Source organism: Actinomadura verrucosospora (assembly GCF_039540335.1).
GTDB classification, from domain to species: Bacteria; Actinomycetota; Actinomycetes; order Streptosporangiales; family Streptosporangiaceae; genus Spirillospora; species Spirillospora verrucosospora.
Genome location: NZ_BAABEV010000031.1, coordinates 72,788 through 92,126, shown reverse-complemented (window position 1 = coordinate 92,126; position 19,339 = coordinate 72,788). Strand labels below are relative to the sequence as shown.

Here is a 19,339-nt window from a genome sequence, read left to right as displayed (position 1 = left end):
GCGCCAGGACGGACCCTACGCGGGCCAAATCAGCTCGTGCTCAGTGGTCGACCACTCGCACGTAAGACTGACGGTTCGCCCAGACTCATCGCACTCCGCACCATCGACACACCCAGGGCAGTAAGTCATGTGCCGTCCTGCTCTTCGTCGTGTGGCTGTGGCCAGGCTAAAGAAGCGCGAAGCCCTGGGGCATCAGCCGCGTGACGGGCCTTGCGGATGCGACTTCAGGCTGAAGGACGGTCCGGACGATACCGAGGTCGTAGACCATCATCACGGAGTGAACGCGGTCGCACCCGCCGGGCTCGCACGGGACTACCGATGAAGGACTCCACGCGGCCTGGCCGGCATCCTCGCGGGTGCGCGGAGCCGGTCATGCGGTACCGGAGGGTTGCAGCGGCTCATCGAGTTGCTACTGGACGTCATCGACTCGCGCGCGGCGGAGGCTGGCAGTGCGAGCTGGCGAAGGTGCACGCGGCTGTAGCGAACGCGCCGTCCCCCGTCCGCCTGAAGACTGCTGGCTGACGACGCGCGCGCTGCGCAAGCGGGTGGTGTGGACTACTGCTGTACGAGACCGCCGCCAGTGCCGAAGCCCGCTGGCTGGTCTGGGTGGGGGCCCGATTCCCCAGCCCAGGAACGTGAGGACCCGGCCCCTCCGTCTTGGCAGGACGGATACATCCGACAACTGACGGGCCATGGGAGGGGTTGGGCCGCCATCGGGAGCAGGACACCACTCCGCGTTCCAGGAGGTCGGCTCCGCTGAACAGTTCCTGGATCTGCTCGGGCGAGCGGGCACGGATGGGAGTGCCGCCGCGGTCCATGACCTCCTGGACGGCGCGGCGCATCGCTTGGCCGTCGAGTGCGTCGGTGGTGGCGTCGCAGGTGTGGGAGATGACCAGGTAACTGCCAGGTGCCAGGCCCGCCAGCAGGTCGGCGACCAGTTGGCGGGCCTGGTGGTCGTCGACGATGTGGTTGAGGACTCCCAGCAGCATCAGCGCGACCGGCTGGTCGAAGTCCAGGGTGGCGGCGGCGCCGGCCAGGACGGCGCGGGTGTCGCGGATGTCGGCCTGGATGTAGTCGCAGACCCCCTGCCGGGGGTGCTGGTCAACAGGGCGCGGGCGTGGGTGAGGACCAGCGGGCCGTTGTCGACGTAGCCGATCCGGGACTCGGGCGCGGCGCGCTGGGCGACTTCGTGTGTGTTGTCGACGGTCGGCAGCCCGGTTCCCAGGTCCAGGTATTGCCGGATGCCCTGGGAAGCCAGAAAACGCACTGCCCGGCCCAGGAACGCGCGGTCCTGCCGGGCCGAGGGCGCGACCGAACCCGCGGAATACGGGGCGTCCGCCGACGCGATCGTCACCGGCGGATACCTGGCCATACTCGGCCGCCCGGAGGCGCGCGCCGAAAGGTGAGTCGGCCATTGCGCCGGTGAGCACCTGGGAGGAGCCATCCGCGCCCTCACGCTGCCCCTTCCGGCGACGAATCGGCCAGCGGTCGGAGCCCGCGATCTGACCCCCTGATGACCGCCGCCGAGCAGGCACCGGCGGCGGTCAACCTGGTCAGCTGCGGGGGTGGGTCGCCTTTCCGGCACCAGCCCGTGCGGCCCGCCATCGCGGTCCGCGTGCCTAGGTGAAGGTCAGGTCCCGTCTGGCCAGGCCCCGCGGATCATGGACGTTGCCGGCCTTCCAGCTTGGCGGGGTTCAGCACGATCCAGACCGCGATGACCTCGTCGCCCGCCGTGCTCACGCTGACCACCGCCACCCTCCGCCCTTCGCGGCGCAGGACGAGGCCGGTGCGGCCGTTGACGGACCCGACGGTCACGGCGGTACGGGGGCTGCCCGACAGCAGAGCCGTGATGAACCGGGCCACGGCGTCCGCGCCGTGGGTGGGATGGACCGCGGCGCGCAGCTTGCCGCCGCCGTCGCTGACAACGATCGCGTCGGCGGCGAGGACGGCCATCAGCGCGGCCGTGTCCCCGGCGCCGCAGGCCGCCGCGAACCGCCGCGCGATCCGATCATGCCTCCGCAGCATCGCACGGTCGGGGACGTCCCGTACGGGCCGCGCCCAGCCCTCGGCGAGGTCAGGCGTGCTGGACGGGGCCGGACGGCGACCCTCGACGGAGGCATCCCGGTCCTCGGCCGTGGAACCGAAGGAGGCCGAGGCAGTGGGGAGGGCCCCGGCGTTGGAGGCGATCAGTTCCAGGCAGATGCCTCCCGCCACCCGCGTCAGCCAGGCCCGTGGCAACGAGATGGCGGCGCGTTCGCCGTCGTCGAGGACGTACCAGCGACGGTAGGTCTCCTGGACGATCTCCTCGGCCGCGGTGGCGGAGCCGAACATCCAGGTGGCGATGTCCACCAGGTGCCGCCGCTCGTCGAGCATCTCCGCGAGCGAGGCGAGGGCGCCGGCGTCCGGCCCGGTCATGGCCGACCGTCGTCAACGCCGCGGCCACCGCTCTCAGCACCGCGGCGGGACGAGGGCTCCGGGGAGCGGGAGGCGTCCTTGGGCCGTTCCCCGGTGGGGGAGCGGTCCGCGTGACCGCCGGGCGTCCGGATCGTGGGCATGTCGTCCTCACCTCTTCACCGTTGCCGGCTAAGACCGGACGGCTCACCGATTCGTGACCCCTTCGGCTGACACCGGCGGCATCGCGGATGGAGGCGCCCACCGCCCCAGGTCCTTGGTGCGGCACCCAGGGCCCGGGCCCGTTCTGAGATCGCTCACCTACCTGGTCTGGTCGGTCGGCCGGACGAGAATCTCGTTGACGGCGACGTGTTCGGGCTGGGTGACCGCGTACACGACGGCGTTGGCGATGTCCTCGGGCTGCAGGGTGCGCATGGCGGCTGCCGTGTCCCGGGCGAGGGCCCGCATCGTGGGTTCCGTGTTGTGGTTGATCAGTTCGGTCGCGACGAAATCGGGTTCGACGACCACCACGCGAACGCCCTGAGCCGTGACCTCCTGCCGCAGCGCCTCGGAGAAGGCGGTGGCCGACTCCTGGTCGGTCACGTCCAGGTTGAGGGGCAGGATCTCGCCCGGCGCCTTGCGCGCGAGAGACTCCAGCCGATCCGCGCGCCGGGCTCCGGCGGCGACGCGGGCCCCCTCCGCCGAGAAGGCCAGCGCTGTTGCCTCGCCGATGCCCGAGGACGCTCTAGTGACGAGGACGACCCTGCCGTTGAACTCGCGGTGCACTTTCAGCCTTCCCGTGGGTTCGCGGCGACCGCCGGAGCACAGACCCGCCGCGCCCCGGGCGCCGCCCGGTCGCCAGCTAAGACAGGCGACCCGTCCGGGCTGTGACAGCCCCATCGAAAGTGCGTGCTCACTCTCGTCGGCGCGGAGCCTGTCACGGATCAGGGGGCTGTCCGGTCTATCCAGGGGACCGATGCCGCCATTCCATGCAAGGAGAGCAAGACGTGCCATTCGCAACTGAGGGCGACGAACTCAGCTTCGAGCAGGACATCAGGCCCCTGTTCCGGACGAAGGACCGCGCCGCGATGCTGACCCGATTCGACCTGTTCGATCATGCTGACGTCTCCGAGCACGCCGACGCCATCATCGGTTCCCTGCTGAGTGGGCGAATGCCGTGCGACGGCGCATGGCCCGAGGCGGACCTGGAGAAGCTCCAGCGGTGGATCGACATCGGCAAACCGGCTTAAGGGACGGCAGCCCGACGGGGCCTCCGCCCATGACCGGCAGCGGCAGGTTGTGGGCGGACGGCCCCCGCCCGGCCTTGGTGCGGCCATCCAACGGGGTGGCGGGTCGCGCGGGCGGTCAGGTGACGACCGTCGCTGCGGTGATCTTGGCGGGGTTCATCATCCACAGCACCTGGCCGATGCCCTCGTCGGTGCCGTCGACGGTGAGGACGGTGAAGGTTTGGCCGTCGCGCTGGAGCAGGGCGGCCCACTGGCCGTTCACGGTGGCCCACTCCACGTCGACCCCGTCCCAGAAGTGGTTCGCGAACGCCCGGACGTACTTGGCGACGCGGACCCCGCCCACCACGGGGAAACGGGACGCCCGGACGGCGCCCCCGCCGTCGGAGTAGCTGACCGCGTCCGCGGCGAGGAGCTCCTCCAGAGCGGCCATGTCGCCAGCGCGAGCAGCGGCGACGAAAGCGGTCAGCAGCCTGCGCTGCTCGGCGCCGGTCACCGGTGCCCGCCGCTCGGACCGCAGGTGCTTGCGGGCCCTGCTGACCAGCTGCCGGACCGCCGCCTCCCCGGCCTGGAGGATCTCGGCGATCTGCGGATAGGGATAGTCGAACGCCTCTCGCAGGACATAGGCGGCGCGTTCGGTGGGCGACAGCCGTTCCAGGAGCATCAGGACCGCGAAACTGAGCGCTTCGCCGCGTTCGGCTCCCAGGTACGGATCGGAGCCGGTGTCGACGGGTTCGGGCAGCCAGGGACCGATGTAGCTCTCCCTGCGGACCCGGGCGGACTGCAGGACGTTGATCGCCAGCCGGGTGGTGGTCGTCGCCAGGAACGCGGCGGGATCGGCCACGGCGGCGCGGTCGTAGGTCTGCCACCGCAGCCAGACGTCCTGCACCAGGTCCTCGGCCTCGGTGACGCTGCCCAGCATCCGGTAGGCGATCCCGAACAGCCGTCGCCGCACCTCGGCGAAGACCGCCGCGGCGTGGTCGAGATCGCCCGCCGTCTCCGGAACGGCGGCGGCCGGCCCGTCCGCCGCCGGGTCGCCGCCCGGTCCGCCGTCCGCCACCAAGATCGCCCCCGTTCGGATCGCCGGCCTGTCCGGTCTCACCTGCCCTCGGACAGCTCAGACAAGGCAGGCCTCACTTCTGTGACAGTAACCGCTACCAGTCCGAGATGGCGGAGCGCCTCCAAAAGGAGGCCGCGCGCGGGGTGCGTTGATGCGTTACGGCTCGTCGCCGGCGCTCCCACCGCGCTCATCCGGCGGGACGTACTCGAACGTGGGGCCGGCCGTGGTGCCGTCGCCGTCGGGCGTGCGCATCAGCGCCTGGGCCTGCGCCTTGAGCCTGTACATGGTGGTGACTGCGACCCCGAGCAGCTGCGGGCAGCCGTTGAACGCCTGCTCCAGCAGGTGCAGGAGAGTGCAGTACGTCCGGTTGAACTCCTCCTGGGCCGCGCGGATCGCACTGCCCGGGGGATGGTCGGCGATCTTGGGGTTGGGCCGCATCGGCAGGACGCCGGCGAAGTCCACGCCGACCGGCTCGCCGGTGGGCCCGGACCGCGGGGTGTCGCCGCGGCGGTAGCGGCGGCCGACTCTGAGCTCCTGGAAGCGGTAGTAGTGGGCGACCTCGTCCCGGCCGGGGTGGTGGACGTCGGGGTCGCCGTCCCAGACCGCGCCGCGGGACGTGCCCTCGCCCTCCTCGACGATCTCCTCCAGCGCGGCCAGCGCCGAGGCCAGATCGGTGACCGCGATCATCTGTCCGGCGGTGTGCTGGAAGTGCCCGGCGTGGACCTGGCGGGACGGGTCGCCCGAGAAGACCTCCGCCTCGCCGAGCCGGTCGCACAGGCCGCTCAGCCCGGCCTCGATCGCTTCGTAGAACTGCCCGATCGTCTCGTAGCCGTCGCCTTCGGCGGGAGCGCCGGGCGGCGCCGGCCGCTCCAGGCGGAGGAACATGTCGAGCGCCGCATCGCCGAACGGGAGCAGCGACAGCTCCAGCGAGGGGTCGCCGTGCGGCAGCCGCCGGGGGTGCGGCGGCAGCAGCTCCGGCGCGTCCAGCCGCGGGCTCCCGCCGACGGCGTTGAGCAGGTTCGCCGCCAGCACCAGGTGCAGCATCTCCTCGATGAAGACGCCCGCCACCGCCTCCGCGCCATCGGGGTTGCGTTCCGGGTCGAGCGAGTAGAGCGCGCACAGGTACGGCGGCAGGGTCGCGTGCTCCAGCTCGATCGCCCACTGCAGGTGCTCGCGGAGATCGTCGAGCGTGGCGATTCCGGTCGACGGGACGGGAACGGGGGCATGCTGCCGCCCGAGTGGGTGGTTCATGAGTGTCTCGCTTCGGATGTCGTGAGGTGGGGCAGGGGTCAGGCGCCTTCGCCGGGGCCGTGCCCCCAGGACCGGAAACCGGACTCCAGTTCCTCGGCCGCGCCGAGCAGGTTGCGGAGCTCGACCTCCTCCGCCTCGGCCTCGGCTGGGTCGAACAGCCACTCGGAGACCGGCTGCGCCGCGACCCGCGCCGGGTCGCTCGCCTTGGCCAGCTCCAGTTCGGCCTCGACCTCCGCCTCGAACTCGATCTCGAACTCGTCGCCGGTCGGGGTGCTCATCGGTCCTCCATGCGCGGATCGTTCGGATGGCCGCCCGGCCGGACGCCTGGTCGCGTGGACCAGCCGCACGGAGATCTGCCCGGAGGCGAACAGGCGGGTGAAGGTCTCGCTCTGGCGGGCGGCCAGAGCGTGGGCGCGGTCGGCTCGGTGCCGGCCCGCGACGGCGGCGGCGACCCGCTCGACGCGTCGCGTCCACGACAGCGGCGCGTCGCCTGGCCGGTCGGTCTGCTCGACCACCTCGAAGCCCGCGGCGTCGAGCAGACCGGCGAGCGCCCGCCGGGTCGGGAAGAGGTTGCCCTCCGGGCCCGGGACCCTGGGGTCCCGGGCGACGATGACCAGGAGCCCCAGCGGCGCACCGGGCGGCAGCACCCGGTGGATCTCGCGGAGGACCGCGGCCTTGTCCCGGACGGTGTCCAGCACCCCCAGACACCAGGCGGCGTCGATCGACCCGGCCCGCAGAGGGATCCGGGCGCCGTCCGCCGTGACGACCGGCAGCCCGAACAGCCGGGCCGCGGCGCGGCACGCGGCCGGCATCGGCTCCAGCAGGATCGGCCGGACGCCGAACCGCTCCGCCGCCCAGGCCGCCGGGCCGCCGACGCCGGCGCCCACGTCCAGCAGAACCGATCCGGGCTTCAGCTCGCACGCCTCCGCCAGCCAGGCCAACGCCGTCGGGTTCGCGCTGCCGCGGCACGCGGCCGGGATCGCGTACCGCTCCCCGAGCCGCTCGATGGCGTCGGCGGTCCACCCGGCGACGTCATCGAACTCGGCGACCATCGCCGATGCGGTCATGAGGAGTCTCCCAAGTACGGATCGGACGCGGCGGTTCTCCGACGGCCCGACGACAGGCATCTCGCGGATGGTCAGGAATCTTCGGAGACCCGCAGGTGTGCGCGTTCGGCGAGCTCGGTCTCGTCCACGAGGGTCAGCATCGGCTTGCCGGGCTCGCAGAACATGGTGACGACGAACCGGACCGGCATGTCGTCGCGGTTGTTGCCGTCCTGGTAGTGGATGACGTCGCCGCCGGGCTCCCAGAACGCCTCACCGGCCGGGACGGGCCGGGGCGCCTGCCCTTCGAGCTCCATCAGCATCTCGCCCTCCAGCACGTAGCCGAACGCCGGGCCGGGATGCCGGTGCGGCGGCGCGCCGGGGTCGCCGGGCGGGTACTCGATGACCACGGTCATGGCGTGCGCGCCGGCCGGGATGAAGGGCGACTCGACCTCCTGGACGGTGGTGAGCGCGGTCTGCCACGCGGTCGATCTGGGCTTCGGCTCGGCGGCGGTGGCGTCAGGGCCGGGCATGGTGGTGCCTCCTAGTCTCGTCGGTGCGGACGGGGGTCACTTGACGGGGTTCGCGGCCAGCCAGTCGACGTATGTGATCTCGCCGAGGGTCGCGGCGCCCTCGTCCGGAACGAGGTCGCGCTCGTGCATCTCGGCGCCGAAGTAGTGCGCGTGCGGGTCGGTGACGACCTCGCGCGGGTCGCCCCACGCGGCCAGCGCCTTGCGGAAGAACTCGTCCATCCGCGACACCTCGGGGCCGGCGATCTGGAGGCGGCCGTTCAGCGGCGCGCCCGCCGCGGTCCGCGCGACCGTCCGGGACACCTCCTCGCCCGCGATGGGCTGGAACAGCACCGGCGGCATCGGGACCGTGTCGCCGCCGGCGGCGGCCTCGTCGGCGATCCGGCGGCCGAACTCGAAGAACTGCGTCGCGTGGATCAGCGAGAACGGGATCGGCGACTCCTCGATCAGCTTCTCCTGCGCGACCTTCGCCCGGAAGTAGCCGATGTCGGGCCGCCGGTCGGTGTTCACGATCGTCAGCGCGACGTGGTGGCCCACGCCCGCCTTCTTCTCCGCCTCAAGCAGGTTGCCGGTCGAGGTCGTGAAGAAGTTCAGCACCGCCGCGTCCTCGAAGGACGGCGAGTTGGACACGTCGATGACCACGGACGCGCCCTCCAGCACCTCGGCCAGTCCCTCGCCCGTGAGCGTGTCCACGCCCGTGTTCGGCGCGGCCGGCACCGCCTCGTGCCCGTGCTGGCGGAGCATCTCCACGGCCTTCGAACCGATCAGGCCGGTGCCGCCGATAACCACGATCTTCATGAGTGCCCTCCTGTCCGCCGGGCCGTCGGTCACAGCCCGGTCGACAGCTAAGACAGGGCACTCACCCGGGCTGTGACAGCTCCCGCGAAGATTTCCGGAGCCCGCCCGACGCGGCCGTCACAAGCCCGGTCCCTCGCTCGCCTCCGCAGCCGGACGAGCCCATGCGACGACGGAAGCGAGACCGTGCCACGAGCAGGCGCCGCATGCCGTATCCGGATAACCGCGCGGTCGACGAGCCGCACAGCAGGCACGCCCCGTCTGGGCTCGTCCCGTTCCTACAGGTCTTCCCCTGGTCGTCGACGCGCCGGCCGGTGCGGGTGACGAACAGGTGAGCGGAGCGAGGCCTCGAGACGTGGAGCGGCGGCGTCTGAGGGCTCTCAGTCCAACAGGGCGCGCAGCGCCAGGTCGCCGATCTGCTGTAGCTCGTCGTGGCTGCGGCCGGCTGCCGCCTGGACGGCGATGCCGTCGGAGATCGTGTGGACGAGGGCGGCCAGGGTGGCCGGTTCGTAGTGGGAGGGCAGGTCGGCGGCCTGCTCCAGCCGCTTGCGCAGCGCCGCCTCACCGGCTTTGCGCGCCGCGACGGCGTCCTGGCGTACGGTGTGCGCCTCCGGGCCGCGGGCGTGCACGCTGTTGACGCACAGGCAGCCGTGGGGCGTGTGCTCGCCCGCGGTCAGTTTCACCGCCCCGCGGATCAGCCGCTCGACGACCTCGCGGCCGGTGGGAGCGTCCAGCGCGTCGGCGGTGTAGGCGCCGGGGCCGCCGAGGTAGCGGGCCAGGACCTTGGCGAACAGTTCTTCCTTGTTGCCGAAGGCGGCATAGAGGCTGGGCTTGTTGATGCCCATCGCGGCGGTCAGGTCGGTCAGCGAGGTGCCCTCGTAGCCATGCCGCCAGAACACCTCCAGCGCGCGGTCAAGTGCGGCGTCTGCGTCGAACGAGCGTGGGCGTCCGCCGGGCATGCCGTCCTCCCTACTCTCACCCAGTTCTATACCTTTCGGTACGTTACCTCTTGCGTGAGAGCGTCGCACTGTTCTAGTTTCATACCGCAAGGTACATAACTGAAGGGTGACGCATGATCCGAGTCGGAGTTGTCGGGGCCAGCGGTTGGGCGGACGGCTCGCACCTACCCGCACTGGCCGCGCTTGAGGAGTTCGAGGTGACCGCGGTCGCGACCACCAATCAGGCCAGCGCGGACCGGGCGGCCGCCGCCCATGGCGTGCGGCACGCCTTCGCCGACGCGGGCGAGCTCGCCGAGCACCCCGAGGTCGACCTGGTCGTCGTCTCGGTGAAGGCGTCCGGGCATGCCGCCGTGATCAGGGCCGCGCTCAAGGCCGGCAAGCACGTCGTGTCCGAGTGGCCGTTGGGTGTCGACGCCGACGAAGCGAGCGAGTTGACCGAGGCCGCCACTGCCGCAGGCGTTATCCATGCGGTCGTCCTCCAGGGGCACCACTCGCCGAGCGTGCGCTTTGCCGCCGACCTGTTGGCCGAAGGCCGGATCGGCACGCTCGAATCGGTCGCACTGGTGGCCGAGGGTGCACCCTGGGGCGGCAGTCAAATCTGGCCGAACCTGGTGTTCGGCCTCGACCCCTCAGAGGGAACCAACATCCTGACCATCATGGCCGGCCACTTTCTGGCCACACTCGAACGGGTCGCGGGACCGCTGGCCGAGGTCTCGGCACGGCTGCCCCGCACGCACGACCGCGTGCGGGTCGCCGGGACGGAACAGACCGCGCCCAACTTCACGCCCAGCCACGTGCTGCTGCACGGACTGCTGACCAGCGGCGCCACCGCCTCCGTCGCCATTCACGGCGGCAACGGACCCATCCAAGACGCGTTCGCGCTCAAACTCGTCGGCAGCGACGCAACACTGACCGCCACTCCGGCCCAGCGCGAGACGTACATCCACTGGAACGACTGGAACATCAGGATCGGGGACGACGTACTCGCGGTGCCCGACACCTATCGCACTGTCCCCGCCGGCATCCGGTCCGGCCCGCCGGCCAACATCGCGGCCCTCTACCAGGAGGTCGCCCGGGCCATCGAAGAAGACCGGCAGCCACACCCCAATTTCGAGACAGCCCTGCGGCACCACCGGCTCCTCGCCGCCATCGAACGGTCGGCAGCCGATGGAACCGCCCAGGAAATCTCCTAACTCACCCGGCACTGGCAACGGCGGCTGGGCGCTGATGCCCGATCCCGACGGCGCGGAGTTCTTCGTAGGGACGGGACCGGAATACGCCAGAAACCTGCCGTGGTCTCTCGTAGATGCCGGTCAGGTGTGGGCCTGTAGGGCGGTGAAGTTGGCGTGGGCTTGTTACACCGTCTCGGGGTGGCGCTGGCGCTTGTCGTGTTCGGCCAGCGCTCGGTAGATGCTGGCAGGGCTCGGGCTTTGCCCTTTGCGTTTGCCGGTGGGGATGATCAGGTCTGACCGAATGTCTTCGACGGATTCGCCGCGGAAGCGGCGGCGGAGCACGGTGTGCAGCATGTCCTCTTCGGCCATCGCGGCGAAGAACGCGAACAGAACCCGGCCGGTGCCGGATGGGTCGTAGGTCCCGGTCAGTGGGCCGGCGAGCATTTCCAGGGCGATGCCGTGTGCGGTGAGGTGGTCGGCGAGTGCGGTCAGTTCGGCGGAGTCGCGGCCGAGCCGCTTCATCTCGTACACGGTGAGGATGACCCGGCAGTGTGGGGCGCGCGCCTTGATCTGCCGGCACGCTTCCAGGGCGTTTTCGAACTCGGGGCGGATCCGCACGCGGGTGGAGACTTTCTCGGCGAAGACCTTCTCGCGCGCGTTCCCGGCACCAACCGCGTGAGAACGAATTCTGAGACGAGATCCGCCCCGCGTTGCGCTCTGTCGGCCTGCTGAGCGGGCGCTTCTCAGAATTCGACCATTTGTGAGAGCCGCGGCGCGTACCGAAAGTTGCGCCTGAATACGCTTGTCCTTGTGCAGGGTGGGGTCGTGGGACGAGCCTCCCTCCAGGAGGGTTGAGTCGCACCGTTGGTATCCGTCGAGATCCGGGGGCACGGGCGAGATCTGCACCGCGCGTGTCACTACTGCATCTAATTAGTGCCGATGCGCGTCGCCGGTCACCACTCCCTCCAGCATCAGCTGTAGGAGCCGGACGCTCGCGTCCCTGCCCGGCGTCGAGTTCTCGCGCACCCAACCGGCCGCAGTCAGGAGATCGAACAGTTCGTCGGGCGTGAGGTCGGCTCGCACTCGGCCCGCGTCCTGAGCGGCGCGTAGTAGATCGGTGCCGCAACGGTGCATCGCCGTACACGCCACGTGCGACGGGGTGCCCTCGTCGTACATCGCCTCGGTGAGGATGCCGACCAGGCCACGGAAGGTGCTGATGTGGACCACGGCACTGCGCATCCAGTGGGTGAGGGCATCCAGCGGATCCCTCGCGTCGGCGAGCGTGCGGGCCTCGGCGATGAGCGCATCGAGGCCGTCCCTGGTGGCGGCCTCGACGAGGGAGGCCCGCGTGGGGAAGTGCCGGTAGAGCGTGCCGATCGCCACGCCTGCCTGCGCCGCGATGTCCTCGAGGAAGGCGTCGGACCCGGAGGCCGCGAAGGCCTTGCGGGCGGCGGCGAGGATCGCGTCGTAATTGCGCCGACCATCCGCGCGCTTGGGGCGCTGGGCGATGTAGGGCGCCGTCGGCTCCATGACCGTTCCGAGTTCATGCTCCAGCTCGACGGCACGATCATGAACGTCGGGCTGCCCGGCGCCCAGACCGACCTGGACCTCGGCGTCACCAGCGCCTCTTGGGTGCTCAACAGCTTCTTCCTCGCCTTCGGCGGCCTGCTCCTACTCGCCGGACGCCTCGGTGACGTACTCGGACACCGCCGAGTCTTCCTGTTCGGGGTCAGTCTGGTCGGCGCCTCGTCGTTGCTCGCCGGGCTCGCACCCAACTTCCCTGTACTGCTCGTCGGACGCGCCCTGCAAGGAGCAGGGGCCGCCATCGCAGGACCCACCGGTCTCGCCCTGTTGACCATCGAGTTCGAGGGGGAACGACAGCAGAAGGCGTTCGGCCTGTACGCCACCGTCAGCAGCCTCGGCGCCGCCGCCGGCATGATCCTCGGCAGCGTCCTGACCTGGGCGGGAGACTGGCGGTGGACGCTCCTGGTGAACGTCCCCGTCGCCTTGGCCATCGTCCTGATCGCCGCCAAGGTCCTCGCCCGCAGCGAGGCCCCGCCACCCGCCGCTCCTTCGGAGCGCCCAGCGCCCTCCTGGTCACCGGAGCGCTCGTCGCCCTGGTGTACGGACTCGTCCGGACCGCGGAGCGCGGCTGGGACGACGTTGGGACGCTGATCTCGCTAGGCGCCACCGTCGTGCTTGTCCTGGCGCTGCTCGCCGTCGACTCCCGGTCCGGCGAACCTCTGTTGCCCCTGCGGGTATTCGCACACCGCGAGCGCGTCGGCGGTTTCCTGGGCCTGATGCTGCTCGCCGCCGTCCTGACCGCCTTCCTCTTCTACGAGGTCCAGTATCTGAACGTCGTTCTCGGCTTCGGCCCCCTGGAACGCGGCCTTGCGATCTTGCCGTTCGGGCTGGGCATTCTGCTCACCGTGCAGGTGTTCACCAAATACCTGTCCGGCATACCCCTCAAGATCCGCGGAGTGCTCGGCCTCGTGGTGGTCCTGGCCGCCGTTCTGTGGCTCACCCGTTTGGACGCCGGCAGTTCGTACGCGGCCGACGTTCTGCCCCCGATTGTCGCGCTCGGCGTCGGCATCGGCCTGGCGATCGTCCCGGTCAACATGACGATCCTGTCGACGACCCGTCCCGAGGACGCGGGCGTCACCGCGGGCATCTTGCAGGCCGCGCTGACCGTTGGCGGCACTATCGGGCTCGCCGTGCTGCTCATTCCGTTCACCTCAGGCAACGGACGCCCGGGCGACACCATCTCGTCGCTGTTCTGGTGGGCGACGGGAATCGCGGCGGCAGCCGTACTCATAGCCAGCGGGTTCTGGTTCACGTCGGGATCCGTTGAACCGGCCACCGATCAGGAGAAGTAGGGAACAGGGCGCGGGGGTCCAAGTCCAGCCGGGTGGTCGGGATCGCGTCGGAACACGGGCAGGGGTGACGCGCGGGGCGCACGGTCGCCCGGAGCCGCTCGGCCATGCCCTCGGGCGCGATGCCGTTGCCGGTCCCGGTCAGCCGTGCACGGTGTAAGAGGCCGGTGCTCGGCATCGGGTCGCGTCAACGCGCGGCAAAGCAGAACCTCCAGGAGGAACATCATGACGCGTAGGGAACCTGTCCAGCCGCTGGATGAGGCCGGAGCCCTGGCCGCCGCCAGTGGTGAAGTGGTGGTGACGGGAGTCACCGTCGGTGAGGACGGTGTCACCCGGGCCATTGTGGGCGACCCCACGACCGGCACGGGACGCGCCGTCGACCTCGGCCGGTAGACCCGCTGAGGTCGGAGCTCTCCGAACACAGGGCTGGTCCGCACCCTCGAAGCTTTCGAGGGTGCGGACCGGCCATCTGCAGTGGACTGCTCGCCCGGTGCCGGTCTCCGTCGGCGGCACCCCCTACTTCGGGAGGGCGAGGATCTCGGCGCCGTCGTCGGTGATGGCGATCGTGTGCTCGCTGTGGGCCGTGCGGCAGCCCGTCGCGCTCCGGAGCGTCCACCCGTCGGCGTCGGCGACGAGCTCGGTGGTGTCCGCCATGACCCACGGCTCCGCGCCGGCCTAGCGGCGCATCGCGAGCGGCAGCGACTTGTCCTCCAGGTTGGGCGGAGGGTCATCGTCACTGCTCACGGGGGGTCCGATGTGGCCCTCCAGCACGGCCAATCAGCGGGGAGGGAAGGTCGGTCATTCGGCCGAACAGTTCTTCGCCACCGGCGACGCCCGGCCCCCCCCGCCGCCCACCGCCTCCTGCACCGCCTCGCCGACGTCGGCCTCCGCTACCTCCCGCGCCGCGCTCCTCGTAGGTGCGGGCCACCCAGTCCCGCTGGGCCGCCGCGGCGGCGCGGGCCGCTGGCAGCCAGCGGCGTTGGGCGAGGCCGGGCGGGTACAGGAGAACATGGGGGAGAGGGCACTGTTCGACCAGATCAGCGAGTTCGTCCGCGGATCCACACCGCCCCACCTCGGCCACCCCCACCTCCACGTCCGCACAACGGCGTCACAGTTGGTTCGGCGACCCCGTACCCCAGCGCGAGCACTACGAAGCCCAGATCATCCCCGCCGCACTCGTCCCCGGCGCCGCTGTCGCGCCAGTGCTCGAATGTCTCGCGGGCGGGCAGGCGGTGCGTCCTGCCGATGTTCAGCGTGTGTCCGTGGCCGAGTGTGTGGATCGCTATGCGGGCCGCCGCACCGTCGACCTCGTCCGGCCGGACCTACACCTGCGGCTCGACACCGACAGCGGCATGTTCTCCCCCCGACGGCGGAGTGCGGCGTCGCAAGCGCGGTTCCGGCGTTCGGTGTCGGCGTTCTTCCGCGGTCAGCCGCGCGTCCTGCCCGGCGATCCCCATCAGCCCCGCCTGGCACGGATCCAGGGCGGCGAACGCGTCCCCGTACCGGCCGGCGAGATCACCAGAGCGGCCACCGCCCCAGGCTAAGGCCCCGCCACCTGCTCTTCCTGGACGCCGACCTCGCCGAGACCGCGCGCGAGGCCGCGCCGCTGGTCGAGCTGGTCCGGGCGGGCGAGGCCGACATGACGATCGCCGTGTTCAGCGCGACCGTGAAGCTCGGCGGGCACGGGTTCGTGGTGCGGCTGTCGCGCAAAGGGATCCGCCGCGCCGCCGGCTGGGAGGCCACCGCGCCGCTGAACGGGCAGCACTGCCTGACCCGCGCCGCGTTCGACGCCGCGTTCCCGCTCGCCGCGGGTTTCGGGGCGAAGACCGCGAGTCATTCCCGAGAAGAGGGACCAGGCCGCCAACCGGAAGAAGAAGGCCCCTCAGGCGGCCGGCCCGTCAACCCCGTCACGGTGGTGGACGGCCTGCCCCAAGGGTTCGAGGCAAGAGGCGGGTCAGCGGTCGAAGACGTTCCCGCGAGCTCGGCGAGGACGCGGTTCTCGACCTGGGTGGGGGGCCGCTCGACCAGCGAGGCGATGCGGCGCCGGGACCCGCTCGTCACAGCTCACGGGCCTATGACCTGGCTTTATAGCGTGACCGTCGACATGGGGGCGGCGCGCCATCGCTCGCGCCGCAGCGGCAGGGCCGAGAAGCTCGCACAGCCCTGACCGGCGAGAACTTCTTGATCCTTTGCGGCTTACTATTGACAGTGCAGTGTGACGTGTCTCAAAATCCACAGCAGTCGCAACCGAAATCCCCCTTCTCGCTCAGCGTGAATCCGTTCCTCCGCCTGCCCCGTCACGGCATGGACCAGCCCCGACAGACCGGTTGCCGACCCGCCGGGCAGGGACCACGAACGGACTCATCACCTCTGGTCGGACAACGCCCACCAATCCATTTGTGATCTAGCAGTTCGTGTCGACACGTACGCGATGTCCCCGAGCAAGACCCGGCCCGATCCGATTCCACGAACAACCACGCCCGAAAGAAGGAAACCCATGCGCATGCGCAGCATGGCCGCGGTAGGAGTGCTCGCCGGCGCTCTTACGGTCGGCGTCACCGGAACCGCCCAAGCAGCAGCCCAGAACGGCGTCTGCGAACCCGGCGAAGTCTGCTTCTTCTGGGGGAGCAACCTGTGGGGATCCCTGTCGGACTTCTCCGCCCCGGTCGGCGACTTCGCGCCCTACAGATTCATCTCGCCCGCTCCCGGCCAGGGACAAGGGGTCAAGAACAACGCCGCTTCCGTGTGGAACAGAACCGGCCTGAACGTGCACGTCTGCTACAGCGAGTGGTACAACGGCTCGTGCGACTGGGTCGGATACCAGAGCTGGCGCAACCTGAACTACACGTTGAACGACAACGCATCGTTCCGTTTCGTCTAGGAATCATGCGGCCCGCTGACGTCCGGCGTCTCCGGGCCGCTCAGACGAACAAGCAGAACGCGCACCGGGGACGACGGCCCGGAACACGCCAACCCGCCCCCCACCCCAAGCCTCGGCGGTCCAACCACAGAACGATCATGCCGACCACGGCGAGCGGGACGCCAAAGCTGCCCAGCGTCAGCCAGAACGCGGCCATGGCCGAGCTCATGTCGGTGATTCCCTCCTCCGGCCGCCACAGCCGACCGGTGAACCACGAGTCGGCATGGCGTCCCGCCGTCAGTAGCAGGCCGCCGAGTGTGTGCCCGGCACCCAGCAGGATGAGAAGCAGACCTGCCCACCTGATCATGTGCGTCTCCCTGAGATATGGAACTCTCAGGCCCAGCGCGTGGCCGTGTAGATCAGCGGTACGGCGATCGCGACATACATGGCGTAGACGCCCCAGCGGGCTGCGTCCCCCGCGGGCGAGTCACCGCAGTGCGCGCACCGCCGGTCCGCCGTACGGCGATGGGCCATCGCGGCCGCCCCCCACAGCAGCCCGCCGGTCACGCACACGAGCTGGTTGGCCGCCGGCCACGTGCAGCAAACCGGGTTCCCGCAGGCCAGCCATCCGCTGGCCACGTCCAGCAGGCGCGGCTCACCGCAGGACCGGCAGCGCAGGTCCGGGCAGGGCACCTCCGGTACTCCGGCCGTCCCGGTCAGCGCGCCGAGCGGCGGGTCGGTGGGAGGCGGGGACGATCGGGGGAGGGGACGATCGGGGGAGGGGAGAGGGACATCGGGCCTCCGCTTGTCTCTGTGCGGGCTTACGGGGTAAGGCAGCCATCATCGGCCGTCGGGCGCCGCGCGCGCGGCCTGTTCGGCGGCGTGTTCTGCGGTCTGGGCGCGTTGCTCGGCGGCGGCCGCGCGTTCGCGCTGCGTGCGGGCCTCGGCGCGCGCTTCCTCCAGCTGGCGCCGCACCTCGTTCATCGCCGCGTCGGCGGCCGCGCGGGCGGCCTGCAAGTCGGCGCGGGCCTGCGCGGCGTCCTGTAGCGCGGCGTCGGCCGCCGCGGCGGCTTCCTCGGCCGCGCGCTCGTTGCGCGCGGCGCTCTCCTGCGCGGTCCGCCCTTGCCGCTGGGCGTCGGTGAGCTGGTCGCGGGTCTCGGCGAGGGCCGCTTCGGCGGTATCGGCGCGGTCGGCGGTGGCGGCGTGCCGCGCCTGCTCCTCGGCGAGCTGGGCGCGTGCGGCCTGCAGCTCCTCCAGCAGTCGCGCGGTCTCCTGGTGCGCCGCGTCCAACTGCGCGGCGGTCTCGGCACACTCCCGCCCGGCCTCGACGGCCTGCTGCTGGGCGACCTCGCGCAGGTGCCGTTCCGCGGCGGTCTCCTCCTCGGCTGCCTGCTGGGCGCGCTGGGCCTGCCCCTGCTGTCGCCACGCCCGCTCGGCGTCGGCTCGCGCGTCGGCGACCTGCTCGCGCGCGTCGCGGCGCGCGGCGGCGACCTTCTCATCCCGGTCAGCGCGCGCCTCCTTCGCCGCGGCGTCGGCCTCGTCGGCGCGGGCCTCGGCGAGAGCGGCGCGGGTCCCGGCCTCGTCGGTAGCGCGGCGCGCGGCCTGCGCCTCGCGACGCGCCTCCTCTGCGTCGTTGGTCGCGTCGGCAACCGCGCCGTTCAGCAGCGCGGTCAGTGCGCCGGCGTGCTCGCCGAGTTGGGCGACCAGCGGGGCCAGTAGCGCGGCTTCGGCGCGCAGCGTGCGCGCGGGCCCGAGCTCGGCGGTCTCCTGGCGGCGCACCTGCCTGCCGTTGTCGTTGCGGTGCTTGGTGCTGCAGAACCGGGCGTCTCGGCGGGCGCCGCGCGGGATCGGGCGGCCGCAGTGCTCGCACGGGCGGCGGCCGGCCGCTTCGGTGCGGGCGGTGCGCTCGGCGACCGCCGCGGCGGACAGGTCGTCACCGTCGACCGGGCCGTCCAGGAGCGGCTCGTCCAGGAGCGGCTCGGTGGGAGCGTCAGCGAGCGCGTCGGGCGGATCGAGCGGCTCGGGACTGCCAGCTGCGGCGCGCTCGCGGTCAGCATGATCGTTTGTCATCCTCTCAGACTATCAACCGATCCGATCCGATTAGAATCAGATCTGAGTCGGATTGAATCGGATAGTGACAACCCTGAATCACATCACACAATGCTGATTGTGTGGAACGGCGCGCTGCGAGCCCCTGCCGTGTGGCCGCGACGACTGTCCCGGCCCACCGGACCTGATGCGGCTGGGCGGCTATCTGATGTCGGCGGCGGGGTGCCGGGCCACCACGGCTGCCCGCGCTACGGTCGGCCGGGGTGGGCACATGCAGCTTTGGTGAAGCGGCCAGTGTCGCCACCACGCCCGAACGGGACCGACACGGCGAGCCCGGCTCGACGCCGCATGGGTACGCTCGGTGTTCGCCGGGGGCGCGGCGCCGGTACTGGCCGCGGTCTCGGCCGCCGGGTCCGCCCAGGCGGTTCCGCCGCGCGGCCAGATGCCCGGGGGACTGGTGGTCACCACCGCCGCTGGGCCGGTGACCGGCATCCTCGAACAGGGCCTGTCGGTTTCAAAGGCATCCCGTACGCGGCGCCGCCCGTCGACCCCCGGCGATTCCTGCCGCCCGCCCCACCGGCCACATGGACCCAACCGCGCGACGCCACCGTATTCGGGTCGGCGTGCGTCCGGGAGCCCGACGACCACGAGATGGCCAAGGGCACCCCGACCTCCGAGGACTGCCTGACCCCGAACGTGTGGACGCCCTCCACCCGAGCGACAAGCCCGTGATCGTGTTCGTCCACGGCGGCGGCTTCACCTCCGGCTCTGCCCGCGACCCCTGGTACAACGGCGCCGCCCTCGCCCGCCGCGACGCCGTGGTGATCACCATCCAGTACCGGGCCGGGCCGTTCGGATGGCTGGGTGTGTCCTCGCTCAGCAGCGCTTACGCCCAGAGCATGAACAACGGGCTGCTGGACCAGATGGCCGCTCTACGCGGGGCGTCCTCGCCCTTACCGGCCAGCTCACCGGCGCCGTCCTCGGAGCCCGGCGGCTGTTGCGCCGACACACAGCCCGCAGACCGTGCCCCAGGCCACATGCCGAGACCGAGGTGGGTGTCCATTCACGGCTAAGAAGTTCCGGGTTGGCTGCGGGAGCCGCCCGCCCGGCCA

21 protein-coding genes and 3 pseudogenes are annotated in these 19,339 nt (G+C 71.1%); 8 read left to right on the top strand and 16 right to left on the bottom strand.

All coding sequences use genetic code 11. The features are described from left to right. Positions 1-419: 419 nt before the first annotated feature. The 4 genes from ABD944_RS28545 to ABD944_RS28530 form a co-directional block, all read right to left on the bottom strand. Positions 420-1,037 (bottom strand): SAM-dependent methyltransferase, encoded by a 618-nt coding sequence (locus ABD944_RS28545; RefSeq protein WP_345181981.1) that lies wholly within the window; start codon positions 1,035-1,037, stop codon positions 420-422. Then, entirely contained in the window at positions 989-1,372 is a 384-nt protein-coding gene (locus tag ABD944_RS28540) for an SAM-dependent methyltransferase (protein ID WP_345181929.1), read from the bottom strand. Before ABD944_RS28540 ends, ABD944_RS28545 begins: the two co-directional genes overlap by 49 nt. A gap of 287 nt (positions 1,373-1,659) precedes the next feature. Then, the gene (locus ABD944_RS28535) at positions 1,660-2,415 is read right to left on the bottom strand and encodes a nuclear transport factor 2 family protein (protein WP_345181927.1); all 756 of its coding nucleotides are present in this window, start codon (positions 2,413-2,415) and stop codon (positions 1,660-1,662) included. A 297-nt stretch (positions 2,416-2,712) separates the two neighbouring features. Further along, positions 2,713-3,177 (bottom strand): SDR family NAD(P)-dependent oxidoreductase, encoded by a 465-nt coding sequence (locus ABD944_RS28530; RefSeq protein WP_345181925.1) that lies wholly within the window; start codon positions 3,175-3,177, stop codon positions 2,713-2,715. A 221-nt stretch (positions 3,178-3,398) separates the two neighbouring features. Between ABD944_RS28530 and ABD944_RS28525 the strand changes: the two genes are divergently transcribed. Continuing rightward, positions 3,399-3,641 carry a hypothetical protein gene (locus tag ABD944_RS28525; protein ID WP_345181923.1) on the top strand — a complete coding sequence of 81 codons (243 nt, stop codon included), beginning with the start codon at positions 3,399-3,401 and terminating at the stop codon, positions 3,639-3,641. Positions 3,642-3,756: 115 nt separating this feature from the next. On the opposite strand, the gene ABD944_RS28520 is transcribed toward ABD944_RS28525, so the two are convergent. The 6 genes from ABD944_RS28520 to ABD944_RS28495 form a co-directional block, all read right to left on the bottom strand. Continuing rightward, positions 3,757-4,695 carry an RNA polymerase sigma-70 factor gene (locus tag ABD944_RS28520; protein WP_345181921.1) on the bottom strand — a complete coding sequence of 313 codons (939 nt, stop codon included), beginning with the start codon at positions 4,693-4,695 and terminating at the stop codon, positions 3,757-3,759. Between the two features lie 156 nt (positions 4,696-4,851). Beyond that, positions 4,852-5,946: a ferritin-like domain-containing protein gene (locus ABD944_RS28515; RefSeq protein ID WP_345181919.1), complete on the bottom strand. Its 1,095-nt coding sequence runs from the start codon at positions 5,944-5,946 to the stop codon at positions 4,852-4,854. 38 nt (positions 5,947-5,984) lie between these two features. Further along, on the bottom strand, positions 5,985-7,013 hold the full coding sequence (locus tag ABD944_RS28510; protein ID WP_345181917.1) for a class I SAM-dependent methyltransferase: 1,029 nt from the start codon (positions 7,011-7,013) through the stop codon (positions 5,985-5,987). A gap of 71 nt (positions 7,014-7,084) precedes the next feature. Next, entirely contained in the window at positions 7,085-7,522 is a 438-nt protein-coding gene (locus ABD944_RS28505; protein WP_345181915.1) for a cupin domain-containing protein, read from the bottom strand. 36 nt (positions 7,523-7,558) lie between these two features. Continuing rightward, complete coding sequence (locus tag ABD944_RS28500; protein WP_345181913.1) at positions 7,559-8,317, bottom strand: SDR family oxidoreductase; 759 nt, start codon at positions 8,315-8,317, stop codon at positions 7,559-7,561. A gap of 377 nt (positions 8,318-8,694) precedes the next feature. Continuing rightward, positions 8,695-9,273 (bottom strand): TetR/AcrR family transcriptional regulator, encoded by a 579-nt coding sequence (locus tag ABD944_RS28495; RefSeq protein WP_345181912.1) that lies wholly within the window; start codon positions 9,271-9,273, stop codon positions 8,695-8,697. Between the two features lie 113 nt (positions 9,274-9,386). Between ABD944_RS28495 and ABD944_RS28490 the strand changes: the two genes are divergently transcribed. Then, the gene (locus ABD944_RS28490; protein WP_345181911.1) at positions 9,387-10,466 is read left to right on the top strand and encodes a Gfo/Idh/MocA family protein; all 1,080 of its coding nucleotides are present in this window, start codon (positions 9,387-9,389) and stop codon (positions 10,464-10,466) included. Positions 10,467-10,628: 162 nt separating this feature from the next. On the opposite strand, the gene ABD944_RS28485 is transcribed toward ABD944_RS28490, so the two are convergent. Both ABD944_RS28485 and ABD944_RS28480 read right to left on the bottom strand, forming a co-directional pair. Continuing rightward, the gene (locus ABD944_RS28485) at positions 10,629-11,363 is read right to left on the bottom strand and encodes a recombinase family protein (RefSeq protein ID WP_345181910.1); all 735 of its coding nucleotides are present in this window, start codon (positions 11,361-11,363) and stop codon (positions 10,629-10,631) included. Positions 11,364-11,375: 12 nt separating this feature from the next. Then, positions 11,376-11,975: a TetR/AcrR family transcriptional regulator gene (locus ABD944_RS28480; RefSeq protein ID WP_345181909.1), complete on the bottom strand. Its 600-nt coding sequence runs from the start codon at positions 11,973-11,975 to the stop codon at positions 11,376-11,378. Positions 11,976-11,990: 15 nt separating this feature from the next. Between ABD944_RS28480 and ABD944_RS28475 the strand changes: the two genes are divergently transcribed. From ABD944_RS28475 to ABD944_RS28465, 3 genes are all read left to right on the top strand, one after another. Continuing rightward, positions 11,991-12,620, top strand: a complete 630-nt coding sequence (locus ABD944_RS28475) for an MFS transporter (RefSeq protein WP_345181907.1) — start codon at positions 11,991-11,993, stop codon at positions 12,618-12,620. Continuing rightward, a complete protein-coding gene (locus tag ABD944_RS28470) occupies positions 12,566-13,321 on the top strand; it encodes an MFS transporter (RefSeq protein ID WP_345181905.1) in 756 nt (251 codons plus the stop codon). Before ABD944_RS28475 ends, ABD944_RS28470 begins: the two co-directional genes overlap by 55 nt. A 222-nt stretch (positions 13,322-13,543) precedes the next feature. Then, positions 13,544-13,711 (top strand): hypothetical protein, encoded by a 168-nt coding sequence (locus tag ABD944_RS28465; protein ID WP_258939711.1) that lies wholly within the window; start codon positions 13,544-13,546, stop codon positions 13,709-13,711. Between the two features lie 123 nt (positions 13,712-13,834). On the opposite strand, the pseudogene ABD944_RS28460 reads toward ABD944_RS28465, so the two are convergent. Then, positions 13,835-13,984, bottom strand: a pseudogene (locus ABD944_RS28460) (type I methionyl aminopeptidase); the annotation flags it as partial. A gap of 877 nt (positions 13,985-14,861) precedes the next feature. Here ABD944_RS28460 and ABD944_RS28455 point away from each other — a divergent pair. Together ABD944_RS28455 and ABD944_RS28450 are read left to right on the top strand one after the other, a co-directional pair. Then, positions 14,862-15,146 (top strand): annotated as a pseudogene (locus tag ABD944_RS28455) (glycosyltransferase family protein); the annotation flags it as partial. Positions 15,147-15,815: 669 nt separating this feature from the next. Then, positions 15,816-16,199: a peptidase inhibitor family I36 protein gene (locus tag ABD944_RS28450; RefSeq protein ID WP_345181903.1), complete on the top strand. Its 384-nt coding sequence runs from the start codon at positions 15,816-15,818 to the stop codon at positions 16,197-16,199. 40 nt (positions 16,200-16,239) lie between these two features. On the opposite strand, the gene ABD944_RS28445 is transcribed toward ABD944_RS28450, so the two are convergent. From ABD944_RS28445 to ABD944_RS28435, 3 genes are all read right to left on the bottom strand, one after another. Continuing rightward, positions 16,240-16,545: a hypothetical protein gene (locus ABD944_RS28445; protein WP_345181901.1), complete on the bottom strand. Its 306-nt coding sequence runs from the start codon at positions 16,543-16,545 to the stop codon at positions 16,240-16,242. 26 nt (positions 16,546-16,571) lie between these two features. Next, positions 16,572-16,871: a hypothetical protein gene (locus ABD944_RS28440; RefSeq protein WP_345181899.1), complete on the bottom strand. Its 300-nt coding sequence runs from the start codon at positions 16,869-16,871 to the stop codon at positions 16,572-16,574. A 147-nt stretch (positions 16,872-17,018) separates the two neighbouring features. Beyond that, the gene (locus ABD944_RS28435) at positions 17,019-18,248 is read right to left on the bottom strand and encodes a hypothetical protein (protein ID WP_345181896.1); all 1,230 of its coding nucleotides are present in this window, start codon (positions 18,246-18,248) and stop codon (positions 17,019-17,021) included. On the opposite strand from ABD944_RS28435, the pseudogene ABD944_RS42555 reads away from it, so the two are divergent. Next, positions 18,234-19,300 (top strand): annotated as a pseudogene (locus tag ABD944_RS42555) (carboxylesterase family protein). The gene ABD944_RS28435 and the pseudogene ABD944_RS42555 sit on opposite strands and share 15 nt — an antisense overlap. The last annotated feature ends 39 nt before the right edge of the window (positions 19,301-19,339 follow it).

Coding starts and splice junctions, on each gene's coding strand:
- ABD944_RS28540 (WP_345181929.1), bottom strand. CDS start 1,372: ATGGCCAGGTATCCGCCGGTGACGATCGCGTCGGCGGACGCCCCGTAT.
- ABD944_RS28535 (WP_345181927.1), bottom strand. CDS start 2,415: ATGACCGGGCCGGACGCCGGCGCCCTCGCCTCGCTCGCGGAGATGCTC.
- ABD944_RS28515 (WP_345181919.1), bottom strand. CDS start 5,946: ATGAACCACCCACTCGGGCGGCAGCATGCCCCCGTTCCCGTCCCGTCG.
- ABD944_RS28510 (WP_345181917.1), bottom strand. CDS start 7,013: ATGACCGCATCGGCGATGGTCGCCGAGTTCGATGACGTCGCCGGGTGG.
- ABD944_RS28505 (WP_345181915.1), bottom strand. CDS start 7,522: ATGCCCGGCCCTGACGCCACCGCCGCCGAGCCGAAGCCCAGATCGACC.
- ABD944_RS28500 (WP_345181913.1), bottom strand. CDS start 8,317: ATGAAGATCGTGGTTATCGGCGGCACCGGCCTGATCGGTTCGAAGGCC.
- ABD944_RS28495 (WP_345181912.1), bottom strand. CDS start 9,273: ATGCCCGGCGGACGCCCACGCTCGTTCGACGCAGACGCCGCACTTGAC.
- ABD944_RS28490 (WP_345181911.1), top strand. CDS start 9,387: ATGATCCGAGTCGGAGTTGTCGGGGCCAGCGGTTGGGCGGACGGCTCG.
- ABD944_RS28480 (WP_345181909.1), bottom strand. CDS start 11,975: ATGGAGCCGACGGCGCCCTACATCGCCCAGCGCCCCAAGCGCGCGGAT.
- ABD944_RS28475 (WP_345181907.1), top strand. CDS start 11,991: ATGCTCCAGCTCGACGGCACGATCATGAACGTCGGGCTGCCCGGCGCC.
- ABD944_RS28465 (WP_258939711.1), top strand. CDS start 13,544: ATGACGCGTAGGGAACCTGTCCAGCCGCTGGATGAGGCCGGAGCCCTG.
- ABD944_RS28450 (WP_345181903.1), top strand. CDS start 15,816: ATGCGCATGCGCAGCATGGCCGCGGTAGGAGTGCTCGCCGGCGCTCTT.
- ABD944_RS28445 (WP_345181901.1), bottom strand. CDS start 16,545: ATGATCAGGTGGGCAGGTCTGCTTCTCATCCTGCTGGGTGCCGGGCAC.
- ABD944_RS28435 (WP_345181896.1), bottom strand. CDS start 18,248: ATGACAAACGATCATGCTGACCGCGAGCGCGCCGCAGCTGGCAGTCCC.